We start from the raw sequence: 21,137 nt of genomic DNA on the forward strand, positions 1-21,137 counted from the left end.
GCGTCGTGGATTGAAGTGGGAACGCAGACCCCCTCAATTCGCAGGAGCTTGAAATCCACAAAATGGGTGTTTCAAGCTGTTCACGAAGCGCGAAACGTAACTTGCAGTCGCGTGCCGCAACAGTCTAGTGTCGCGTCTTCTTCGAAAGCTGATTTTGGGTGCACCAATGCTGCAGTGGCTGGATAGCGTGGCGGGTCCCGGTTATGCCGCGGCGATCCTGTGGACCGTTGTCGCGCTTGTCCTTGTGGTCATCGTTCTCCTCATCATCAAGCTGGTCCGCAATCTGACTTTTGGAACATTCGTTGCCGGCGGCAGGAACCGCAAGACGCGGCTGGCGGTGATGGACGCCACCGCAGTCGACAGTCACCGCCGGTTGGTGCTGGTGCGCCGCGACGATATCGAGCACCTGCTGCTGATCGGCGGCCCGACCGACGTCGTCGTCGAACGCGACATCAGGCTGTCGGCGCTGCGCCGTCCTGCACTGACCGGAGATGGCGGCGGCCATCAGCCGGCACCGCCGCCGCGCGCGCCGCAACCGGCTCCCGCGCCAGTGAGGCAAACACCGTCTCCGCAGCCGGCAAGCAACGCCCCAACGCCGGGCCGGCCGCATCAGCCCGCCCCGGCGCCGAGGCCAGCAGCGCAAAGCCCTCAATCGACGACCATCACGCCGCTGCCCGCCTACACCAATGCCGTTCGGTACGCGCCATCGCCGGCAAGACAGGATTCCCCGGCAAAGCCGAATTCCCCGGCAAAAGAGGATTCCATCGACGATACGCTGATGAGGGAGCTCGAGGTCCCGTTTGATGACCCGCACCCCGCCAAGCCGGAGAGCAAGCCGGCGGCGAAAGAGCCGTCGTCTCTCGATGACGAGATGACGAAGCTTCTCGGCGAGTTGTCCAGCCAGAAGAGATAACCGGCCAACAGCCAATAAAAAAATGGCCGGAGACCGGCCATGACAAATTCGCTGGCTGCTTTTAGACGCTTCGCCCGCTTGGACGCTTCGCCCGTGCTTCAGTCGTCGCGGTAGACCTTCTCGCGGCGTTCGTGGCGCTCCTGCGCCTCGATCGACAGGGTCGCGATCGGACGCGCATCGAGCCGCTTCAGCGCGATCGGCTCGCCGGTTTCCTCACAATAGCCGTAAGTGCCTTCATCGATGCGCTGAAGCGCAGAATCGATCTTTGAAATGAGTTTCCGCTGGCGATCTCGGGCGCGAAGTTCGATGGCGCGGTCGGTTTCCGAAGAGGCGCGATCGGCGAGATCGGGGTGGTTGGCGTTTTCCTGCTGCAGGATTTCGAGAGTTTCGCGCGCTTCGCGCAGTATGTCGTTCTTCCAGGTGACGAGCTTCAGGCGAAAGTAGGATTTCTGCCGCTCGTTCATGAACGGCTCGTCTTCGGAGGGTACGTAATCGGCGGTAACGATGTCGTTCATTCGACTCACCCAGACAGCCCCAAATTTGGCGCCTATATATTCACGGACCGAATGCTGCACAAGCGCAATCGACGACAGATTCACGCAATTGTTAATCTCGGCCAAAATGCCATGGGCCGCATCATTCGCATGAAGGGCGCGACCGAATTCGCGTATGATTCGTTAGGTTTGTAGGGCGCCGGCCATTGTGCGCAAGGCGTTTCTCATGACTAATCCCGCAGCGCCTTTTGACGAGTTTCGGTGTTTGGCACAAGCGAGGGACCGGTGAGCAAGCTTTATCTGCTGAGGCATGCGAAGGCCGGATGGGCCCTGCCGGGCATGCGCGATTTCGATCGTCCGCTCGACGCATCCGGCGTCGCCGACGCCGAAACGATGGGTGCGGTCATGCGGGCCTGCAACTACATTCCGGACCTGACCCTTTGCTCGAATGCAAAGCGAGCGCGCCAAACGCTTGAGGGCCTGGCCGGTCACACCGATACGGGCCGGGTCCTGTTCCTGGAGACGCTCTACAGCGAGGATGCCGCCGGCTATCTCAAGCTCATCCGCGGCAATGGCGAGCCAGGCTCGCTGCTCGTCGTCGGCCACAATCCAATGACGGAAGATCTCACCATCGCGCTTTCGGGCGATGGCGAGGAGGCTGCCAGGGGAATGCTGAACCACGGCTTCCCGACCTCCGGCCTCGCGGTCGTCCGTTTTCCAGGCAGTCTTGCCAACGCCGCGCAAGGCACCGGCTATCTCGAAGCCTTCCTGTCGCCGGCCGATATCTGACGCCTTTTCAAACGTAGCGTGGTGGATTTGACGTTCCTGCCACTTCAATGGCGTCAGCGTTCAGGAACTTCAAATTCCAAAACCACGCTAGAAACGATGGTTTGCCAGTGTGACTTAGAATCCGAAATTCGCTCACTGCGATGCTCCAAGGTACTGCGAATTTCGGATTCGCCACACTAGCCGCCAGCGCCTATATCGGGGCGGACCGACGCCCCGAGAGACCGCATTTTGGCATCATCGCTGACCACTTTCACCGACGAGGCGAAGATTGCCCTGGATACGCTGTCGGGGCGCGCTACCGGGCTTTTTTCGCCATCGCTGCGGCTGGGTGTTACCGGCCTCTCCCGCGCCGGCAAGACGGTGTTCATCTCAGCCTTTGTCCACAATCTGATCCACGGCGGGCGGTTGCCGCTGTTCGAGGCGCAGAAATCGGGGCGTGTTGCCCGTGCCTTCCTCGAAGAGCAACCCGATGACGCCGTGCCGCGATTCCAGTACGAGGACCACATCGCGGCCTTGGTCAACGACCGCCTGTGGCCGGATTCGACACGTGCCATTTCCGAGCTGAGGCTTACCATCGAATATGAATCGGCCTCCGGCTGGAGCCGCATGTTCTCATCAGGCAGATTGTCGATCGATATCGTCGACTATCCTGGGGAATGGCTGCTTGACCTGCCGCTGCTCGGCAAATCCTACGCCGATTTCTCACGCGAAGCCTTTGACATGGCCGTGCTGCCGGTGCGCGCCGACCTTTCGCAGGAATGGCGCGCGCTCTCCGCCGCAATCGACCCGAATGCCGACGCCGATGAGATGACGGCGCGACGCCTCGCCGAGAGCTTCGCCGCATATCTCAAGGCATGCAAGCTCGACGAGCGGGCGCTTTCGACCCTGCCACCCGGCCGTTTCCTGATGCCCGGCGACCTTGAGGGCTCACCGGCGCTGACCTTCGCGCCGTTGCCGGGGCTGAGCGAGCGGCGGGCGCGGCCCGGGTCGCTTCAGGCTATGATGGAGCGGCGCTACGAGGCCTACAGGACGCATGTCGTAAAGCCGTTCTTCCGGGAGCACATCACGCGCCTCGACCGTCAGATCGTTGTGATTGACGCCTTGCAGGCCTTGAATGCCGGGCCCGGCGCGATGGCCGATCTCGAACGTGCGGTGACCGAAATCCTCGCCTGCTTCCGCCCCGGTCGCGGCAATTTCCTGACGGACTTTTTTTCAAGGCGCATCGACCGCATATTGGTGGCGGCGACAAAGGCGGACCATCTGCATCACGAAAGCCATGACCGGCTGCAGGCGATCGTGCGGCGGCTCGCCGACCGCGCCGTGGCGCGGGCGAATTTCACCGGCGCTGATGTCGACGTGGTCGCCCTGGCGGCGGTGCGAGCGACTCGGGAAGGCACGGTCAAGCAAGGCCGCGAAACGCTGCCGGTCATCATCGGCACACCGTTGAAAGGTGAAAAGATCAACGGCGAAACATTTGATGGCAGAACAGAAACAGCCATATTTCCCGGTGACTTGCCGGAGAAAATTGATGCATTGTTCGATGTCTCCGGACCAGACCGTCAGCAGAACCGGGGCCATCGGCAGAGCCCAGGCCATCGGCAGGCCAATGAGGACCCGGCGATCCGTTTCGTGCGCTTTCGCCCGCCAAAACTCGAACGCACTGCCGAAGGCGTCACGCTGTCGCTGCCGCATATCAGGCTCGACCGTGCCCTGCAGTTCCTGATCGGAGATCATCTGGCATGACCGCGCCCCGCAAGCCGGCGGCATTTCGCATCGAGCCGGAAGCCCCGCCAAAGCAACAGGCGGCCTCGCGCCAGCCCGACGCCGCTGCGGCCAGAAAACCACGCACCGTGAACGCTGACCTTGCCGTCGTCACGCCGGCGGAAATCGACGTATTCGACGAGCCGGACATCATCGCCGCCGAACCGCCGCCGGCGACCGCGCCGCGGCAGCGCTCGATATCAGTCAGCCTGTTCTTCGGCGCATTGGGCGTTCTGGTTTCGCTGGCCCTCGGCCTTTGGACCGACCGGCTGATTCGCGATCTGTTCGCCCGTGCCGAATGGCTGGGCTGGCTGGCCGCCGGGATGGCCGTGGTCGCGCTGCTCGCGCTTCTGGTCATCCTCGTCCGCGAGTTCCTGGCGATCACCCGCCTCGCCGAGGTCGAAAAGCTGCAGATGCGGGCGCTCGACGCCATCGCCCGCGACGATCCGAAAGCCGCTCGCGCAGTGGTCGAGGAACTGTCGGCCTTTGTCGCGGCCAAACCCGAAACCGCGGCCGGCAGACGCGCCCTGGCAGACTTGCGCGACGAGATCATCGACGGCGGCAATCTGGTGCGCCTGGCCGAGACCGAAATCCTCGGCCCCCTTGATGCACGCGCCAAGGTGATGATCCTCGAAGCGGCAAAGCGTGTGTCGCTGGTGACGGCGGTCAGCCCTCGCGCTCTGGTCGACGTCTCCTATGTCGTGTTCGAAGCCGGCCGGCTGATTCGCCGCCTGTCGGAGCTTTATGGCGGCCGGCCGGGCACACTGGGGTTCTTCCGGCTGGCACGCAGCGTTCTCGCCCATCTGGCGGTGACCGGCTCGATTGCCGTCGGCGACAGTTTCGTGCAGCAGATCGTCGGCCATGGCCTTGCCGCCCGGCTCTCGGCAAAACTTGGCGAAGGCGTCGTCAACGGCATGATGACGGCGCGCATCGGCATTGCTGCGATGGAGACCGCAAGGCCCCTGCCCTTCAGCGCCGCGAGGCGGCCCGGCATGGGCGATTTCCTGTCCGCGCTGACATCATTTGCAACCAAAAAGCAGAAGGAAACATCCGCTTCCGACACCTGACGACCGTCTCCGACGCGGCACGTCCTGGTGGCGCGCCAAGGGATGCTGCAACACGTTTGTTTTGCCCATGATCCCAGCGCAAATCGCGTCCGATTTTCGGGGTCATCCGCAACCGGTGACGAAGCATTAACCAATCTTGTTCATGGTCGGACGGGTTCCAAACCAGTCTCTTTGTTGCCGGGTGTCGTCGATGAAAAGCGTGATCTTGTCTAGCGTCCTGCCCATGGCAGTCGTGGTTTCAACAACCGCCGGCATGGCCGAAAAGACCTTTGCGGCAGAACGGGACAAGAAGTTCTTTCAATCGGTGAAAGGCGAATGGGTCGGCCCGGGGGAAATCGTCGCCGGCAAATACAAGGGCACGAAATTCACCTGCAATTTCACCGGTTCGACGCCGGACGGCAAGATCGGCATGTCGCTCGACGGCGGTTGCCGGGTCGGCATGTTCACCCAGCAGATGTCGGCGACGATCCAGCACAAGGGCCGCGAGGGCTACAAGGGCAGCTTCATGGGCGGTGCCGCCGGTTCCGGTCTCGACATCATCGGCGGCAATGTGGTCAGCGCCAACAAGGTCGTCTTCACCATCAACCGTAACCAGTTGCGCGGCGTCATGCAGGCTCTTGTCCCCAACGACAATTCGATGACAGTGACGGTTGCGGTGCGCGTCGACCAGCAATTGGTGCCGGTCATCGGCATGAAGCTGAAGCGCGTCGATACGCTCGAAGTCGGCTCCATCGCGCCGAACTGAACGATCGTCTGCGCATCCAGTGAAAATGCAACGCGCTGTGCAATTTAGTGAATGGTGAATGGTGAATGGAATTAGATATTCACTACTGACTACTGACTACTGACTACTCACTACTCACTACTCACTACTCACTACTCACTATTCACTATTCACTATTCATTATTCACTATTCACTATTCACTATTCACCAAAAAAGCGGCAGCCACGGCCACCGCTTCTTTTAGCAAAACTCAAATCGATTCTCAGGCCTTGATGGCGGCAGTCAGCTCGTCATAGGCCTTGCAGGCCTCCTCCGCCGTCGTCGCGCCCTGATACTTGGTTGTGACCGCCTGGACCTTGGCGGTGAGATCGGCTGCCTTGGCCGGATCCTTGGTAATTGCCTCCTGAAGGGCTGCGGTCATGTCCTGGGCCTTCTTGGTCAGCATTTCGGTGGTGCAGTCCGGCGCCTTCGAGCAGGCCGATCCGGCAAGCGCCGCGATGCCAACGGCAACAAGCAAAAATGTCTTCATGTCAGTCGTCTCCCTCAAAAAAAAGGCGGCCGACTTAATCGTCATCCGCCCCTCACGGCCAAGGCCGCGGCGTCCTTAGCGCCCGATTTCTGCAACACACAACGCAGCCGGTGGATAAAGTTGTGGAGCGCGCCTGCAACACTGCTGCACCAGTTTCCGGATTCGGACTGTTCGATCTCAACCGAAGCCCCTATCTTTGCCGCTCGATGCCGCAGCACGTGCAGCGGTCCCTAGAGAGAACGGAACGGCAGGCATGGCGGCAGAAGCAGCGGGCAGCGATTTGATCCACGTCGTGGCGCTGCTCGCCGCAGGTGTTGTCGCCGTGCCGATCTTCAAGCGCATGGGGCTTGGCTCCATCCTCGGCTATCTGGCGGCCGGCGTGGTCATCGGCCCGTTCGGCATCGGCATCTTTTCCGAATCGGAAGCCATTCTTCACGTCGCCGAGCTCGGCGTCGTCATGTTCCTGTTCATCATCGGGCTGGAGATGCAGCCATCACGGCTGTGGGGCCTCAGGCGAGAGATCTTTGGCCTTGGCGCATTGCAGGTCGGCGTGTGCGCGCTGTTGCTGACCGGGGTCGGACTGGCGGGAGGTTTTCCGGTCTCGCAATCCTTCGTCGCCGGCGCCGGTTTCGTGCTGACCTCGACGGCGATCGTCATGCAGCTTCTGGAGGAACGCGGTGAGATGGCCGCGCCCAAAGGCCAGCGCATCGTCTCCATCCTGCTGCTCGAAGACCTGGCGATCGTGCCGCTGCTGGCGCTGATCGCTTTCCTGGCACCGGGCGGCGCCGATATGAGCTTGACGCAGCGGCTGACGGAGGTGGGCATCGGTCTTGCCGCCATCGTCGGGCTGGTGCTGGCCGGGCGTTACCTGCTCAATCCGTTCTTCCGCATCCTGGCGGATGCCCGCGCCCGCGAAGTGATGACCGCCGCCGCCCTTCTGGTCGTTCTGGGGTCGGCGCTTGCCATGCAGCTCAGCGGCCTGTCGATGGCGATGGGCGCTTTCCTGGCCGGCGTGCTGTTGTCGGAATCCACCTTCCGCCATCAGCTCGAGGCCGACATCGAACCCTTCCGCGGTGTGCTGCTCGGGCTGTTCTTCCTCGCTGTCGGCATGTCGCTCGACCTGCACGTGGTTGCCCAGAGCTGGCGGCTTGTCGCCATCTACGTCGTCGCCTACATGGTGATAAAGGCGATCGGCATCTATCTCGTCGCCCGCATCCTCAAGACCGGCCACCGGGAGGCGCTCGAGCGCGCCGTCTTCATGGCGCAAGGCGGCGAATTCGCCTTCGTTCTCTATTCCGCCGCGGCGGCGGTCGGCATCATCGACAGCCAGGCTAACGCGACGCTGACGGCGATCGTCATCATCTCCATGGTGCTGACGCCGCTGGCCATTCTGGCATTGCGGTATCTGACGCCACGCGACGAGCAGTCGCTCGAAGGCGTCGACATCGCCGATGGCCTGACCGGCAGCGTGCTGATCATCGGCTTCGGCCGCTTCGGCCAAATCGCCAGCCAGCCGCTTCTGCTGCGCGGGATCGACGTCTCGATCATCGACAATGAGGTCGAGATGATCCAGGCGGCGGCCGATTTCGGTTTCAAGGTCTATTATGGCGACGGCACGCGGCTGGACATTCTGCGTGCCGCCGGCGCCGGCCGCGCGCGCGCCGTGTTGATCTGCGTCGACAAGCCCGATGTCGCCGTCCGCATCGCAAAGCTGATCAAGGCGGAGTTTCCCCTGCTCACCGTGCTGGCACGCGCTTTCGACCGCGGAACCGCACTGCAGTTGATACGTGCCGACGTCGATTTCCAGATTCGCGAAACCTTCGAATCAGCGCTTGTCTTCGGCGGCTCCACGCTGGAAGCACTGGGCGTCGACCCCGAGGAAGTCGCCGAGGTGATCGAGGACGTCCGCCACCGCGATTCCGCCCGTTTCGAGTTGCAGCTCGCCGAAGGGGTTCGCGCCGGAGCGCGCTTCCTCAAGGGCAATATCGGCACACCCATTCCGACACCGCTCAGCCAGCCGCGCCGCTCCGGTCAGGCGCTCAATGAAGAAACCGCCGGCGTTCTGCACAAATCCGAGCCTGCCGACTAAACATTGGAGAGCAAACAGATGATCGAACTGGACGAGCGCGCGCTCTCCGTCACCAAATTCTGGCGTGACGCCGGGAAAGATGCATGGTTCGAGAAGAATGACGCCTTCGACGCGGAGTTCCGCAACTGGTTTCTTGAGCTGCATTACGCTGCCGCGCGGCGTGAATGCGACGGATGGTCGGAGCATGCCGAAGGCTCACTGGCGCTGATGATCCTGCTCGACCAGTTCCCGCGAAACTGCTTTCGCGGCACCGGCCATATGTATGCCACCGACCCGCTGGCAAGGCATTTTGCCGAAAAGGCGATCGCCGCCGGCCAGGATCTGGCGCTCGACGAAGAGCTTCGCGTCTTCCTCTATTTGCCTTATGAGCATTCGGAGCATCTCGCCGACCAGCTCAAATCGGTGGACCTCACCACCGCCAAAGCCCAATCCTATCTGAAGTATGCCGTCGAGCACCTGGAGATCATTCAGCGCTTCGGCCGTTTTCCGCATCGAAACAGGATGCTTGGCCGCGAGACGACGCCGGAGGAACAGGTGTTCCTCGACGGCGGCGGGTTTTCCGGCTGAGCTCAGTGCATCGGAGCCAAAAATGGTTAGAGGTTTTGGTTCGATGCTTTAGGTCAGCCACCAATTCCGGCCGGACGACAGTCGCTCGATGCCGGCGCTGTCGAGAGCGGCAAGCCGCTCCGTCACGCTTCTGCCGTCGACGGTGAGGTCAGGCGCGATCTCGGCCAGCGGCGCCAGAACGAAGGCGCGCTCCAGCATGCGCGGATGCGGCACTTCCAGCCCGGTTTCGTGGATGATCCGATCGCCGAACACCAGAATGTCGATGTCGATCAGCCGTGGACCCCAGCGCTCCTCGCGCACCCGCTTCAGCCTGCGCTCGACGTCGAGACAGAGATCGAGCAATGCATGTGGCGCGAGCACGGTCGAAATTTCGGCGGCCGCATTGAGAAAATCCGGCTGGTCGAGCTTGCCCCAGGGCGGCGTGCGGTAAAGCGAGGAGACGACAACGACGCGCGTGTTCCCGTCGGCGTCCAGCATGCGCAGCGCCGCGCCCATCGACCTTGCCGGGTCGCCGAGATTGCCGCCAAGGCTGAGGTAGACCGTGTTATTGGGGCCAGGCAACGGTCACCTCGACATGATCGAGCACGCCGGGCACCGGCGCGTTCGGCTTGCGCACAGTGATCTCGGCCTTTTTTATCTGGGGAAAGCGGGCTGTCAGCGCCCGGGCCACCTCCAGCGCCAGCGCTTCTATCAGAAAACGCCTCTCCCCGGTGATGATCTTTTCGATCACCCCGAAGGCAATGCCATAGTGGACGGTATCCTCAATGGAATCATCGACCAGCGCGCGGCCGGGTTCGACGGTGAGCGCAGCGTCGACATAGAAACGCTGGCCGAGCGTCTCCTCCTCATCCAGCACGCCGTGCCGAGCGAAGAAGGCGCAATTTTTCATGCGGATGATATACATCGCTCAGCGTCCTGCTCGATTGGAGCGATGCGCGTCCGCTTGGGCGCACAGACTACGCTCTAAGGGTTGTAATCTACGCATCCTGCTGGAATCGATTTCGATTTGCGAGCTATGCGGCGGTTTCACGCGCCAGCATAGCATCCGCAACCGCCAGCGCATCCACATTGATTGCGACATCGTGGACGCGAAAAAGCCGCGCGCCCTTGAGCCTCAGTATGACGCTCGTCGCCGCTGTTCCGGCGTCTCTGGCCGAGGCGTCGCGGCCGGTGACGGCGCCGATGAAGCGCTTTCGCGATGTACCGGCCATCAGCGGAAAGCCCAAGACATCGAGCTCGGAAAACCGTGCCATCAGGTCGAGATTTTCCTCTGCGGTTTCCTTGGCGAAGCCAAAGCCCGGATCGAGCACGATCTGGTCGTCGGCAACGCCGCTTCGCCGGGCGATTTCCAGGGACTTGCCGAGGAAGAAAAACTGATCCTCGATCACGTCGGGCAGTTTTTGCCTGTCACGCCCGGTGTGCATGATGACAAGGCCGGCGCCGGTTTCGGCCGCGACCCGCGCGATGCCTGGTTCGCGTTGTAGGCCCCAGACGTCGTTGAGGATGTGGGCGCCGGCGGCGACGGCAAGCCGGGCGGTGTCCTCGCGATAGGTGTCGACCGAAATCAGCGCCTCGCCGAGCCCGGCGAGCGCCTTGATGACAGGCAGCACGCGGGCCTGCTCTTCCTCGATGGCTACCGGAAATGCGCCGGGGCGTGTCGATTCCCCACCGACGTCAATGACGGAGGCCCCTGCTTCCGCCATCCGGCGCGCCTGGGCAATCGCCTGTTCGGGCGCGACGAACAGTCCGCCGTCAGAAAAACTGTCCGGCGTGACATTGAGTATACCGACGATCACCGCCTTGCCGCCAAGGTCGAGATGGCGCCCATGCGCCAGCTGCCATCGCCCTGTCGTCATTGTCGATAAACCATGTGTGATCCACCAAAGATCAATTCCGTTGCGTCGGCAACGGCCGTAGCGCAAGGTAGGCAAAGAGGCAACATGATGAAACGATCCCTGCTTTGCGCCCTGATGCTTGCTTGTTCCGCCTTGCCGGCGGGCACGGCGAATTTGGTGAAGACATATAGCTATTTCAGCATCGGCGGCAGAACGCTCGATGATATCGGATCCCAGCTTACGAAACTTGGACCTCGGGTGAAAAGCACCGGGATGCGGCATCCAGGCGCCACGCAGATGGCGTTCACCACCCGCGTCAGCTATGCGGAAAGATCTAACTCCTGCGCGATTGCCGACGCCGATGTCACCGTCAAGGTCAAGGTGATCCTTCCCGAGTGGCGCCGCCCGCGCAAGGCTGATGCCGGCGTAAGGCTGTTTTGGGATACATTGTCGGCCGACATCAAGCGTCATGAGGACCGCCATGTCGAGATCGCCAAGAACCATGCCGGCGAACTCGAGGATGCGCTGAAGGCGACCCACCCGCGCAAGACGTGCCAGGAGGCCAAGGCCAAGGCAGCGGAGATCTCCGCCGCTATTCTTGCCAAGCACGACCGCGCTCAGATGCAGTTCGATCGCGTCGAAACCATCAATTTCGAAAGCCGCATCCTGCGGCTGCTGCGCTATCGCATGAAGCGCATCGAAAACGGCCGGCTGCCGGGTTAGCTTCGGCCAGACGGTAAGGGCGATTCTCGTCGAGTAAGAGACTCAGCCGGCGACGCCGAGCTTCTTCTGCAGGCTGGTCGATGACGTCGTATACTGGAATACGATGCGCTCGCCGGGGCTGACGATGCGCTTGGCCGCCTGCGCCATCAGCGCGACCTCATGGAAGCCCGACAGGATCAGCTTCAGCTTGCCGGGATACCAGTTGATGTCGCCGACGGCGAAGATGCCCGGTACCGACGTCTGGAATTTCTCGGTGTCGACCGGGATCAGGTTCTCATGAAGATTGAGCCCCCACTCGGCGATCGGTCCGAGCTTCATGGTCAGGCCGAAGAACGGCAGCAACCGAGTGCACGGCACCTCGGTGTCACCGTCGGGTCCCTTGATGGTCGCCGCCGAGAGATGGCCGTCCGTGCCGGTCAACCCGGTCACCTGCCCGACATGGAAATCCAGTTCCTTCATCTCCTGCATGGCGTACATCTTGTTGACGCTGTCTGGCGCCGCGCGGAACTCCGGCCGCCGGTGCACCAGCGTCACGCTCTTGGCCACCGGCTGCAGGTTCAGCGTCCAGTCGAGCGCCGAATCGCCGCCGCCGACGATAACCAGGTCGTGGCCGCGGAATTCCTCCATCCGGCGCACCGAGTAGAAGACGCTCTTGCCCTCATAAAGCTCGATGCCCGGAATTGGCGGCCGCTTCGGCTGGAAAGAGCCGCCGCCGGCGGCGATAACCACAATCTTGGCTTCAAACACCTCGTTCTCGTCGGTGATGACGCGAAAGCTGCCGTCCTCGAGCTTTTCGAGGCTCGAGACCATGCGGTTGAAGGTGAAGTCGGGCTTGAACGGCGCGATCTGCTCAAGCAGTCTGTCGACCAGGCCCTGGGCCGAGATCGATGGCCAGCCGGGAATGTCGTAGATCGGCTTTTCCGGATAGAGTTCGGCGCATTGCCCGCCGGGCCGATCGAGTATGTCGATCAGATGGCATGTCATGTCGAAGAGGCCGAGCTCGAACACGGCGAACAGGCCGACGGGCCCCGCCCCGACAATCAATGCGTCCGTCTTGATGATATCGGTCATGAATGCGCCTTCGATGCGCATGACCCCGAAAATCGGAATCGATTCTCGCCGGGGATCCTGCGCCAAATCACCGTGCTACAGCGTGCTTTGCGTGGTCCAGGGAACGTGCGGCGCTGTAGAGAACGGCGCGACACTGCATGACCATTGGCCCGCTGCCAAGCCGGCGCCGGAAAAATCGGCTATATCCCCCGCTTAAGCCTCCACGCTTCAGCCCTGGCGGGCGGGCACGCGCACAACCAGGCCGTCGAGAGCGTCGCGCACCTTGATCTGACAGGAGAGCCGTGAGTTCGGCTGGACGTCGTAGGCGAAGTCCAGCATGTCCTCTTCCATCGCTTCCGGCTCGCCGACCTCCGCCGTCCATGCCTCATCGACATAGACATGGCAGGTCGCGCAGGCGCAAGCGCCGCCGCATTCGGCCTCGATCCCCGGCACGGCGTTGCGGATCGCGTTCTCCATGACGGTCGAGCCGTTTTCGGCATCCACGTCAAAATGTGTGCCGTCATGGGCGATGAAGGTCAGCTTGGTCATTTGTCACCTGAAGGGAGTCCCAGCCGAGATAATCACTCCCGCAGACAAGTCAACTGCGGCGCGAAAGCGGCGCTCTATACCGTTTTTTTCGGAAATGGGTTTAACGGCTGATGGCGGCGACGAAATCGCGGACTTCTTCGATCAGGGAGCCAAGCCGCTTGAGGGTATTGGTATCTTCAGGTTGAAGTTCGATCGCGCCGGCGCAATCGGCAACAGCGAAGGCGCCGACGCCGCGCGCCGAGCCTTTCAGCCCGTGCGCCAGGAGCAGTCTTTGTTTCACATCGGCGTCGACGATCCTGTCGCGAACCGACAATGCCTGCTGCACGAACAGCGCCAGCACCTCCTGTTCGAGGCTGCGGTCGCCCATCGTCTGGCGCGCCAGATGCGCCAAGTCCACGGGCCGCGACCCAGCCGTTCCCGACACATCGCCGCCGGGCATCGAGAAGGCAATGCCGTTTTCGCCACGCATGACTCTGCACTCCGTTCTTCCAGTCGCCAAAAATAGGCAGCCGCCAAAAAATAGGCCCATCCTGTGGACGACGGGTTAACGATTGGCCCGGAAAAATGTTGCGATAGCGACGCCGGAATCACAGTTCTGTTAACCTTATATTTAAAGTTTTACGTATCGTACCGAATGCATGTTTTCTTTACCCCGGTGTGTCATTACGATACGAAAGGTCCATTTTCAGCCTCTTGCGTGGGACACGAAAAGCAAAATCAACAAGTCCCGCGGCAGCTTGTACAGGGTAGCGAAGGCATGGCGAAGAAAACAACGACGACAAGAACGCTCGACAACGACGTAGCCAGGGAACTCGAAAAAGCACTTGAAATCGATCTGAACGGCGATGCCGGCGGCGACCTCGACATCGCCGCGTCGATGGAGGATTTGGAAGCGCAGATATCGCAGGCCGCCGACGAGTTGGCACGCGAGGGCCGTGACCAGGATGCCGAGGCTGTCGCCAACCAGAGCCAGGATGCCGAGCCTGTCGCCAACCAGAATCAGAATGCCGAGCCTGTCGTCAACCAGAGCCAGAATGCCGAGCTTGCCGCCAATCAGGACAAGAAAGCCCAGGACCAGAGAGAGGCGGCAAACGCCAGGCCGGCTGAACCGCGCCCTGCTGAGCTGCGCCCTGTTGAAACGCGCCCCGTTGAAATGCGCCCTGTTGAAACGCGCAATGGCACGCAGTCGGCCGGCTTCACTCCGGCCAACGATCCTCGTCAAAAAGATTACAAGACGCTGCTGCACACCCTCAATCGGCGTGCCTCGAACACGATCTACTGGGTCGTGGCGCTCGTTTCGCTCGCCTGGGTCGCGGGCGCCGGTGCATTGGCAAACCTGCTGTTTGGCCCAGGCATTTGGCAAATCCGCACGCCCGGCCAGTTTTTCGCCCGTCCCGAACTGATTGGCCTGGCAATCGCTGCGATCCTGCCGGTCCTCCTGTTCTGGGCGTTTGCAGCCATGATTCGCCGCGCACAGGAGATGCGCATCGCCGCTCAGTCGATGACGGAAGTGGCTTTCCGCCTGACCGAGCCGGAGCAAATCGCCCAGGATCGCGTCATGATGATCGGGCAAGCCGTGCGCCGCGAGGTTGCGGCCATGGGTGAAGGCATCGAGCGCACGCTTGCACGTGCCGTCGAGCTCGAAACCCTGGTCCACAGCGAGGTCAACCAGATCGAGCGCTCCTATTCGGAGAATGAATCCCGCATCCGCTCGCTTGTCGACGGGCTGGGCAGCGAGCGCGAAGCGGTGGTCACCCACGCCGAACGCGTGCGCGCCTCGATCACCGGCGCGCATGAGACGCTGAAGGACGAAATCGGGGCTGCCAGCGACATCATTCGCGACAGCATCCTCAACGCCTCGACCAACCTGTCGATGACCATCACCAATTCCGGCGACACGCTGATCGACAGGATCAACCAAAGCTCGCTGTCGATCTTCGATTCGGTGGAAGGCCGGCTCGAATCCATCACTGACCGGCTGTCGACCTCCGGCGAAGCCTTCGCCAGCCTTCTCGACACACGCATTGCCAAGCTGACGGAGACGACCGACGGCCTCACCCGGTCGCTGACCGATCTGCTCGACGATCGGACCTCCGGCATGGTGTCGCTGCTCGGCGGCGCCGCACGCACGCTCAACTCCGAATTTGAAGCCAGCCTTGACGGCATCGAGCGGACGCTGGCCGAACGCGGCCAGGTGCTGATCAGTGAGTTCCAGACCCGCGCCGAAGCGCTGGACACCGGCACCCAAAAGCTCAACGCCGCGCTAGAGGCCCGCGCACGCCAGATCAACGAGACCCTGGTCGAGCGTGCGCGCGAAATCGCCCATACCTTCCAGGAGAGCAAGGAGACGCTTTCGGCGATGATCGATCAGGGCAAGACCCAGATCGGCGCCGACATGGCCGACATCGTTTCGTCGACCTCGTCGATGCTCGAAGCACGCGCCGGCGATTTCGCCGGCCGCATGGAAGCGGCCCGTCATGTGGTGTCGCGCGCCTTCGACGCCGACATCCAGCGGCTTGCCGATGCCCGCGTCGGCATCGAGGAGGCTGTCGAGAACCACAGCCGCAAGCTTTCCGAAAGCCGCGAACACATGACGGCGGCCATGCAGGCCGATCTGGAGAAATTCGCCGAAAGCCGCGCCGGCATCGACGCGGCTGTCACCGACCAGGTGCAAAAGCTTTCCGAAGGCCGCAATCTGATCTCGCGCGCCCTGGAGGAGGATTTGCGCAAGGTCAACGAGTCGCGCGCCGCCATCGATGCGTCGCTCGGCAGCCATCTCGAACGGCTCGAAGAGGGCCGCAACAGGCTTTCGCAGGCCTTGAATGAAGACTCTGGAAAACTTGTGCAAGCCCGCACGATCATTGACGAAATGGTTGCCGGCCATGTTGGAAAGCTCGCCGAAGGCCGCAGCATTCTTTCACGCGCTCTCGATGCCGATCTCGGCAAGCTGGCCGACAGTCGCGCCAGCATCGACGGCCTGGTCGCTGGCCAGGTCGAGAAGATCGCCGAAGGTCGCGCCTTGCTCGCCAAGGCGCTGGAAACCGACATTGGTGGCATCAAGGGTCTCATCGAGACCCATTCCGCCAAACTGGCGGAAGACCGCAGCGAGCTTTCGCGTTCGCTCCAAGACGACCTGTCGGGCATCCGAGGCCTGATCGAGGACCATTCGGGCAGGCTCGCCGACGATCGCAGCCTGCTTTCGCAAACGCTCGAGGCAGACCTTGCCAAATTGGCGGAAAGCCGGTCGAGCATCGACGGGCTTGTCGCCGGTCAGGTCGAGAAGCTGGCCGAAGGCCGCAACATCCTCAAGCGCGCGCTCGAATCCGATCTCAACACGATCAAGGAGGTCATATCAGGCCAGTCCGAAAAGCTGGCGGAAGACCGTGGTCAGCTCTCGAAGGCGTTGGAAACCGACCTGCAGAGCGTCAATGGCCTTATCTCTGATCACATGAACAGGCTCTCCGAGGACCGTTCAATCCTGTCGAAGGCGCTCGAAGACGATCTCGCCAAGCTGGCGGAAAGCCGGTCGAGCATCGATGGGCTGGTCACCGGGCAGGTCGAGAAACTGGCCGAAGGTCGCGACATCCTCAAGCGCGCGCTCGAATCCGATCTCAACACGATCAAAAGCGTTCTATCAGACCAGTCCGAAAAGCTGGCGGAAGATCGTGGTCAACTGGCGCGAGCGTTGGAAACCGACCTGCAGGGCGTGAACGGCCTTATCTCCGATCACATGAACAGGCTCGCCGCAGATCGCTCGACCCTGTCCCAGGCGCTCGAAGAGGATCTCGCCAAATTGGCGGAAAGCCGGTCGAGCATCGATGGGCTGGTTACCGGGCAGGTCGAGAAACTGGCCGAGGGTCGCGACATTCTCAAGCGCGCGCTCGAGTCCGATCTCAACACGATCAAAAGCGTTATATCGGACCAGTCCGAAAAGCTTGCGGAAGACCGCTCGATCCTGTCGAAGGCGCTCGAAGACGATCTCGCCAAGCTGGCCGAAAGCCGGTCGAGCATCGACGGGCTGGTTGCCGGCCAGGTCGAGAAGCTGGCCGAAGGCCGCGACATCCTCAAGCGAGCACTCGAATCCGATCTCAACACGATCAAGGAGGTCATATCAGGCCAGTCCGAAAAGCTGGCGGAAGATCGTGGTCAACTGTCGCAGGCGTTGGAGACCGACCTGCAGAATGTGAACGGGCTGATCTCCGATCACATGAACAGGCTCGCCGCAGACCGCTCGACCCTGTCCCAGGCGCTCGAAGACGATCTCGCCAAGCTGGCGGAAAGCCGGTCGAGCATCGACGGGCTGGTTGCCGGCCAGGTTGAGAAGCTGACCGAAGGCCGCGACCTGCTCAGACGCGCGTTGGAAGCAGACCTCAATACCATCAAGGGTGTCGTCGCCGATCAGTCTCAGCAGCTGACCGACAATCGCGCAGAGTTCGCGCGGGCGCTGGAGGCCGATCTCGGCGGTGTCAATGGTCTTGTAAACAGCCACGCCGAGAAGCTCATCCAGGACCGCTCAATCCTGTCCAAGGCGCTCGAAGACGATCTCGCCAAATTGGCGGAAAGCCGGTCGAGCATCGACGGGCTGGTTTCCGGCCAGGTCGAGAAGCTGGCCGAAGGCCGGGACATCCTCAGACGTGCGCTGGAAGCAGACCTCAACACCATCAAGGGTGTCGTCGCCGACCAGTCTCAGCAGCTGACCGACAATCGCGCAGAGTTTGCGCGGGCGCTGGAGGCCGACCTCGGCAGCGTCAACGGATTTGTGAACAGCCACGCCGAGAAGCTCATCCAGGACCGCTCGATCCTGTCCAAGGCGCTCGAAGACGATCTCGCCAAGCTGGCGGAAAGCCGGTCGAGCATCGACGGGCTGGTTTCCGGCCAGGTCGAGAAGCTGGCCGAAGGCCGCGACATCCTCAGACGTGCGCTGGAAGCAGACCTGCAGAAAATTGCGGCGAGCCGCGGCGACATAGACGACATCATCGCCGGGCACGTCGGCAAGCTGGCCGAAGGCCGCGACGCGCTGACCCGTGCGCTGGAGGACGACCTCTCCAGGCTCGCCGACACGCGCAAGGAAGTCGACCGTTCCCTGTCCGGCCATATCGACCAGATCGCCGCCAGGAGCACCGACATCTCGGACGCCATTGCCGCCGACGTCGAAAAGATCGAGCAGGCGTTCAGCCGCCAGACCGGCATCATCGAGGAGCGCGCCGGGACCATGGAGCGCGCGCTGTCGACCGGCGTCGACAACGTCCGCAACGTGCTCGAAAAGAGCGCCGTCTTCGTTGCCGGAGCGCTGCGCGAAAAGGTCATGGAAGTCACCAGCGCACTGCATGAGCAGGCAGGCGCGGCTTTCAGTGACGCCGATTCCAAGATCGCCGAACGGGCGGAGCAGACCTCTGCTGCCCTGCTTGCCAGGGCGGAGGATATCGCACGCACCTTCGAGGAAGCGGATCGCCGCCTCGCCGCACGTGCCGAAGACACGTCGAGCGCGCTCGTTGCCCGGGCGGAGGGTGCATCGAGCGCAATCATGGCCCGCGTCGACGACACCTCGAACTCGTTGCTGGCGCGCGCCCAGGAAACGGCCGACCAGCTGGCTGCACGTGCCAGCGAGATCGCCGGTACATTCGATGCGGCGGACCAGAAGCTGGTTGCCCGCGCGGTCGAAACGGCACAGTCGCTGGCGGAACGCGCCGGCGACATCCTGCGCAATTTCGAAGGTGCCGACGAACGGCTCAGCGTGCGCATCGGCGAATCGGCCGAAGCGCTCGCAGCGCGTGCATCGGACCTTGGCCGCATTTTCGATGCTGCCGACCAGCAGCTGATCTCGCGCATCGCCGAAGGTTCGGAAGCGCTGTCGGCCCGCGCGTCCGAGATCGGCCGCATCTTCGATGAGGCGGATCACCGCCTGGTGTCGCGTATCGCCGACAGCACGTCCACGATCGGAGAACATGCCGACAACATCGTCGGGGCCTTCGCCAGCACCGAGCAGCGGGTTGCCGAACGTGCAAGGCAGACCGGGCAGGACCTGGCCGTTCACGCCCGTGACATCGAGCAGGCGCTCGCCGGCGCCGACGCGCGCCTGGCCTCCAGCGCGGCGGCCGCGGCGGCTCGCGTCGAGGAACAGGTTGCCGGCGTCGAAAACCGTCTGGTCAACACCACCGAAACGATAGGCCAGAAGCTCAACGAGCAGGTTTCGACCGCCGAGGCGCAGCTGATTTCGCGCGCCAACTCGATCGCCGAAACCTTCACGGCGGTCGGCCAGCATATCGGCCAGAGCACCAACGACGCCGCCAAGACCATCGGCACCAACACCCGCGAACTCAACACCATGCTTGCGGCACGTTCGGCCGAGATCTCGAAAATCCTCGACGAAACGGCACGGCCTCTGGTCGAGCGCTTCGCCCTGGGCGGTTCGGAACTGCAAAAGAGCATGGAAGAGGTGACCGAACGCGCCACCGAAAAGCTGCGCAGCGAAAACGCCGCTTTGGTCGACGCGCTCGCCAGCCGCACGGCCGAAACATTGTCGGCCGTTGAAGGGGCGCGCTCGACGCTCGCCGACAGCGTCGCCGACCTCATCGGCCGCATGAGCACCTCGAGCGCACAGCTCGGCCAGCTGATCGAACAGGCGGCGGCCAATCTCGGCCAGGTCGACGAACGCCTGACTGGCAGCACGCAAAGCTTTGCGGCGACAACGGAAAAAGCCGCGCAGACTTTCGCCAGCTCGGCGCGTCTGGTCGATTCGAATACGACACGGCTTACCGAGCTGTCGTCCTCGACCTTGCGCGAGGTTGCCTCGATCGCCACCAAGTTCGACGAGCACAGCCGATTGCTGTCGAGTGCTTCGGACCTGTTGAGCTCGGCCCAGAGCAACCTCGAACACACGCTGGAAAGGCAGTCGTCGCTGGAGGACCTCGCCGTCGGCTTGGTCAAGAAGTCGGAGGATCTCGAAAAAGTCATGCGCTCGTTCGAGGATCTGGTCGGCCAGACGTTGCAGAACGCCGAAGGCAAGACGCTGGAGTCGGCGGACAAGATCCGTACCTCCATTGCCGACGTCGTCGATTCGGCAACCAAGCGCTTTGCCGACGCGACCGAGGAGATGCGACGCACCGCCAGCTCGATCAAGAGCGAGCTCGACCTTACCCGCGCCGAGCTCAAGAAGGGTGTCATCGAGATGCCGGAAGAGGCAAAGGAATCGACCACGGCCATCCGCCGTGCCGTTTCCGAGCAGATCAGCGCCCTGAAGGAACTCTCTGATATCGTTGCGAAATCTGGCCGCAGCACCGACTCCTCGGAGCCGCGCAACCTGCGCCCGGCACAGCAGGCGCCTGCCCCGCGCGCCACTGAGCCGCTGCGCCGCCCTCCGGCCCCGGAACCCCTTGCCCCGCAGGCGCCGTCGGGTGACACCACACTGCGCGGCGACCTGGAACGCCCGCCGGAGACGGCGCCGCGCCAGCGCGACCCTAATGGCCGCGCGCCGCAGGGCGGCTGGGTGCGCGATCTCTTGAGCGGGGCATCGCGCGAAGAGGCCGCCAAGCCAGCAGCACCTTCGGAAGCGCCACGCTCGGCAGCCCCTGCCCAGCGTTCGCCGCTTCATGTCGTTGAGTCGCTCAACTCGCTTTCCGTCGACATCGCCCGCGCTATCGATCACGACGCCTCGATCGAACTGTGGAACCGCTACCGGAGCGGCGAGCGTGACGTGTTCACCCGGCGTCTCTACACGCTGAAGGGACAGCAGACGTTCGACGAGATCCGACGCAAATATCAGATGGAGGCGGAATTCCGCGCCGCCGTCGACCGTTACTGCGACGACTTCGAAAAGCTGCTCAAGGACGTCTCGCGCAACGACCGCGACAACATGATGGCGCAGACCTACCTGACGTCGGACACCGGCAAGGTCTATACGATGCTAGCCCACGCCAGTGGCCGCCTGCATTGATCAGACGATAAGCGAACGGAAAAAGGCGGGAAATTCCCGCCTTTTAGAGCAATCGCTTCGGGTTTGAATTTCACATCGTTACCGGCGCCGGCAGCGACATTCACATCGTTACC

17 protein-coding genes are annotated in these 21,137 nt (G+C 62.5%); 9 read left to right on the forward strand and 8 right to left on the reverse strand.

From position 1 onward, the window contains the following. Positions 1-166 precede the first annotated feature (166 nt). Positions 167-913 carry a flagellar biosynthetic protein FliO gene (locus AC0L2K_RS07545; protein ID WP_287175215.1) on the forward strand — a complete coding sequence of 249 codons (747 nt, stop codon included), beginning with the start codon at positions 167-169 and terminating at the stop codon, positions 911-913. Between the two features lie 98 nt (positions 914-1,011). Here the strand turns inward: AC0L2K_RS07545 and dksA are convergent, their stop codons facing one another. After that, positions 1,012-1,428, reverse strand: coding sequence for an RNA polymerase-binding protein DksA (dksA, locus tag AC0L2K_RS07550; protein WP_006202025.1), 417 nt, complete (start codon positions 1,426-1,428; stop codon positions 1,012-1,014). 264 nt (positions 1,429-1,692) lie between these two features. On the opposite strand from dksA, the gene AC0L2K_RS07555 reads away from it, so the two are divergent. From AC0L2K_RS07555 to AC0L2K_RS07570, 4 genes are all read left to right on the forward strand, one after another. After that, positions 1,693-2,196 carry a SixA phosphatase family protein gene (locus tag AC0L2K_RS07555; protein ID WP_128172365.1) on the forward strand — a complete coding sequence of 168 codons (504 nt, stop codon included), beginning with the start codon at positions 1,693-1,695 and terminating at the stop codon, positions 2,194-2,196. A 228-nt stretch (positions 2,197-2,424) separates the two neighbouring features. After that, positions 2,425-3,939, forward strand: a complete 1,515-nt coding sequence (locus tag AC0L2K_RS07560) for a YcjX family GTP-binding protein (RefSeq protein WP_128172364.1) — start codon at positions 2,425-2,427, stop codon at positions 3,937-3,939. Further along, positions 3,936-5,024 (forward strand): YcjF family protein, encoded by a 1,089-nt coding sequence (locus AC0L2K_RS07565; protein ID WP_128172363.1) that lies wholly within the window; start codon positions 3,936-3,938, stop codon positions 5,022-5,024. Before AC0L2K_RS07560 ends, AC0L2K_RS07565 begins: the two co-directional genes overlap by 4 nt. Before the next feature lie 190 nt (positions 5,025-5,214). Continuing rightward, entirely contained in the window at positions 5,215-5,769 is a 555-nt protein-coding gene (locus AC0L2K_RS07570) for a hypothetical protein (RefSeq protein WP_023801140.1), read from the forward strand. Positions 5,770-6,011: 242 nt separating this feature from the next. Here AC0L2K_RS07570 and AC0L2K_RS07575 read toward each other — a convergent pair whose 3' ends face one another. Beyond that, on the reverse strand, positions 6,012-6,278 hold the full coding sequence (locus AC0L2K_RS07575; RefSeq protein WP_023801139.1) for a hypothetical protein: 267 nt from the start codon (positions 6,276-6,278) through the stop codon (positions 6,012-6,014). 253 nt (positions 6,279-6,531) lie between these two features. On the opposite strand from AC0L2K_RS07575, the gene AC0L2K_RS07580 reads away from it, so the two are divergent. Together AC0L2K_RS07580 and AC0L2K_RS07585 are read left to right on the forward strand one after the other, a co-directional pair. After that, positions 6,532-8,367: a monovalent cation:proton antiporter-2 (CPA2) family protein gene (locus AC0L2K_RS07580; RefSeq protein WP_473531020.1), complete on the forward strand. Its 1,836-nt coding sequence runs from the start codon at positions 6,532-6,534 to the stop codon at positions 8,365-8,367. 18 nt (positions 8,368-8,385) lie between these two features. Continuing rightward, the gene (locus tag AC0L2K_RS07585; protein ID WP_031255672.1) at positions 8,386-8,934 is read left to right on the forward strand and encodes a DUF924 family protein; all 549 of its coding nucleotides are present in this window, start codon (positions 8,386-8,388) and stop codon (positions 8,932-8,934) included. 48 nt (positions 8,935-8,982) lie between these two features. On the opposite strand, the gene folK is transcribed toward AC0L2K_RS07585, so the two are convergent. The 3 genes from folK to folP all read right to left on the reverse strand — a co-directional run bounded on the left by folK (position 8,983) and on the right by folP (position 10,790). Then, positions 8,983-9,495, reverse strand: a complete 513-nt coding sequence (gene folK / locus AC0L2K_RS07590) for a 2-amino-4-hydroxy-6-hydroxymethyldihydropteridine diphosphokinase (RefSeq protein WP_473531021.1) — start codon at positions 9,493-9,495, stop codon at positions 8,983-8,985. Beyond that, complete coding sequence (gene folB / locus AC0L2K_RS07595) at positions 9,479-9,838, reverse strand: dihydroneopterin aldolase (RefSeq protein WP_023801135.1); 360 nt, start codon at positions 9,836-9,838, stop codon at positions 9,479-9,481. Before folB ends, folK begins: the two co-directional genes overlap by 17 nt. Before the next feature lie 109 nt (positions 9,839-9,947). Beyond that, positions 9,948-10,790, reverse strand: a complete 843-nt coding sequence (gene folP, locus AC0L2K_RS07600; protein WP_473531022.1) for a dihydropteroate synthase — start codon at positions 10,788-10,790, stop codon at positions 9,948-9,950. A gap of 84 nt (positions 10,791-10,874) precedes the next feature. Between folP and AC0L2K_RS07605 the strand changes: the two genes are divergently transcribed. Continuing rightward, positions 10,875-11,492, forward strand: a complete 618-nt coding sequence (locus AC0L2K_RS07605; protein WP_031255671.1) for a DUF922 domain-containing Zn-dependent protease — start codon at positions 10,875-10,877, stop codon at positions 11,490-11,492. A gap of 42 nt (positions 11,493-11,534) precedes the next feature. Here AC0L2K_RS07605 and AC0L2K_RS07610 read toward each other — a convergent pair whose 3' ends face one another. From AC0L2K_RS07610 to AC0L2K_RS07620, 3 genes are all read right to left on the reverse strand, one after another. After that, positions 11,535-12,563, reverse strand: coding sequence for an NAD(P)/FAD-dependent oxidoreductase (locus tag AC0L2K_RS07610; RefSeq protein WP_473531023.1), 1,029 nt, complete (start codon positions 12,561-12,563; stop codon positions 11,535-11,537). Between the two features lie 207 nt (positions 12,564-12,770). Continuing rightward, a complete protein-coding gene (locus AC0L2K_RS07615) occupies positions 12,771-13,091 on the reverse strand; it encodes a 2Fe-2S iron-sulfur cluster-binding protein (RefSeq protein ID WP_006334837.1) in 321 nt (106 codons plus the stop codon). 100 nt (positions 13,092-13,191) lie between these two features. Next, the gene (locus AC0L2K_RS07620) at positions 13,192-13,560 is read right to left on the reverse strand and encodes an Hpt domain-containing protein (RefSeq protein ID WP_027151987.1); all 369 of its coding nucleotides are present in this window, start codon (positions 13,558-13,560) and stop codon (positions 13,192-13,194) included. Positions 13,561-13,848: 288 nt separating this feature from the next. Here AC0L2K_RS07620 and AC0L2K_RS07625 point away from each other — a divergent pair, with 288 nt between their 5' ends. Beyond that, the gene (locus tag AC0L2K_RS07625) at positions 13,849-21,024 is read left to right on the forward strand and encodes a kinesin (RefSeq protein WP_473531024.1); all 7,176 of its coding nucleotides are present in this window, start codon (positions 13,849-13,851) and stop codon (positions 21,022-21,024) included. Positions 21,025-21,137: the final 113 nt, after the last annotated feature.

Source organism: Mesorhizobium sp. WSM4817, from assembly GCF_055811135.1.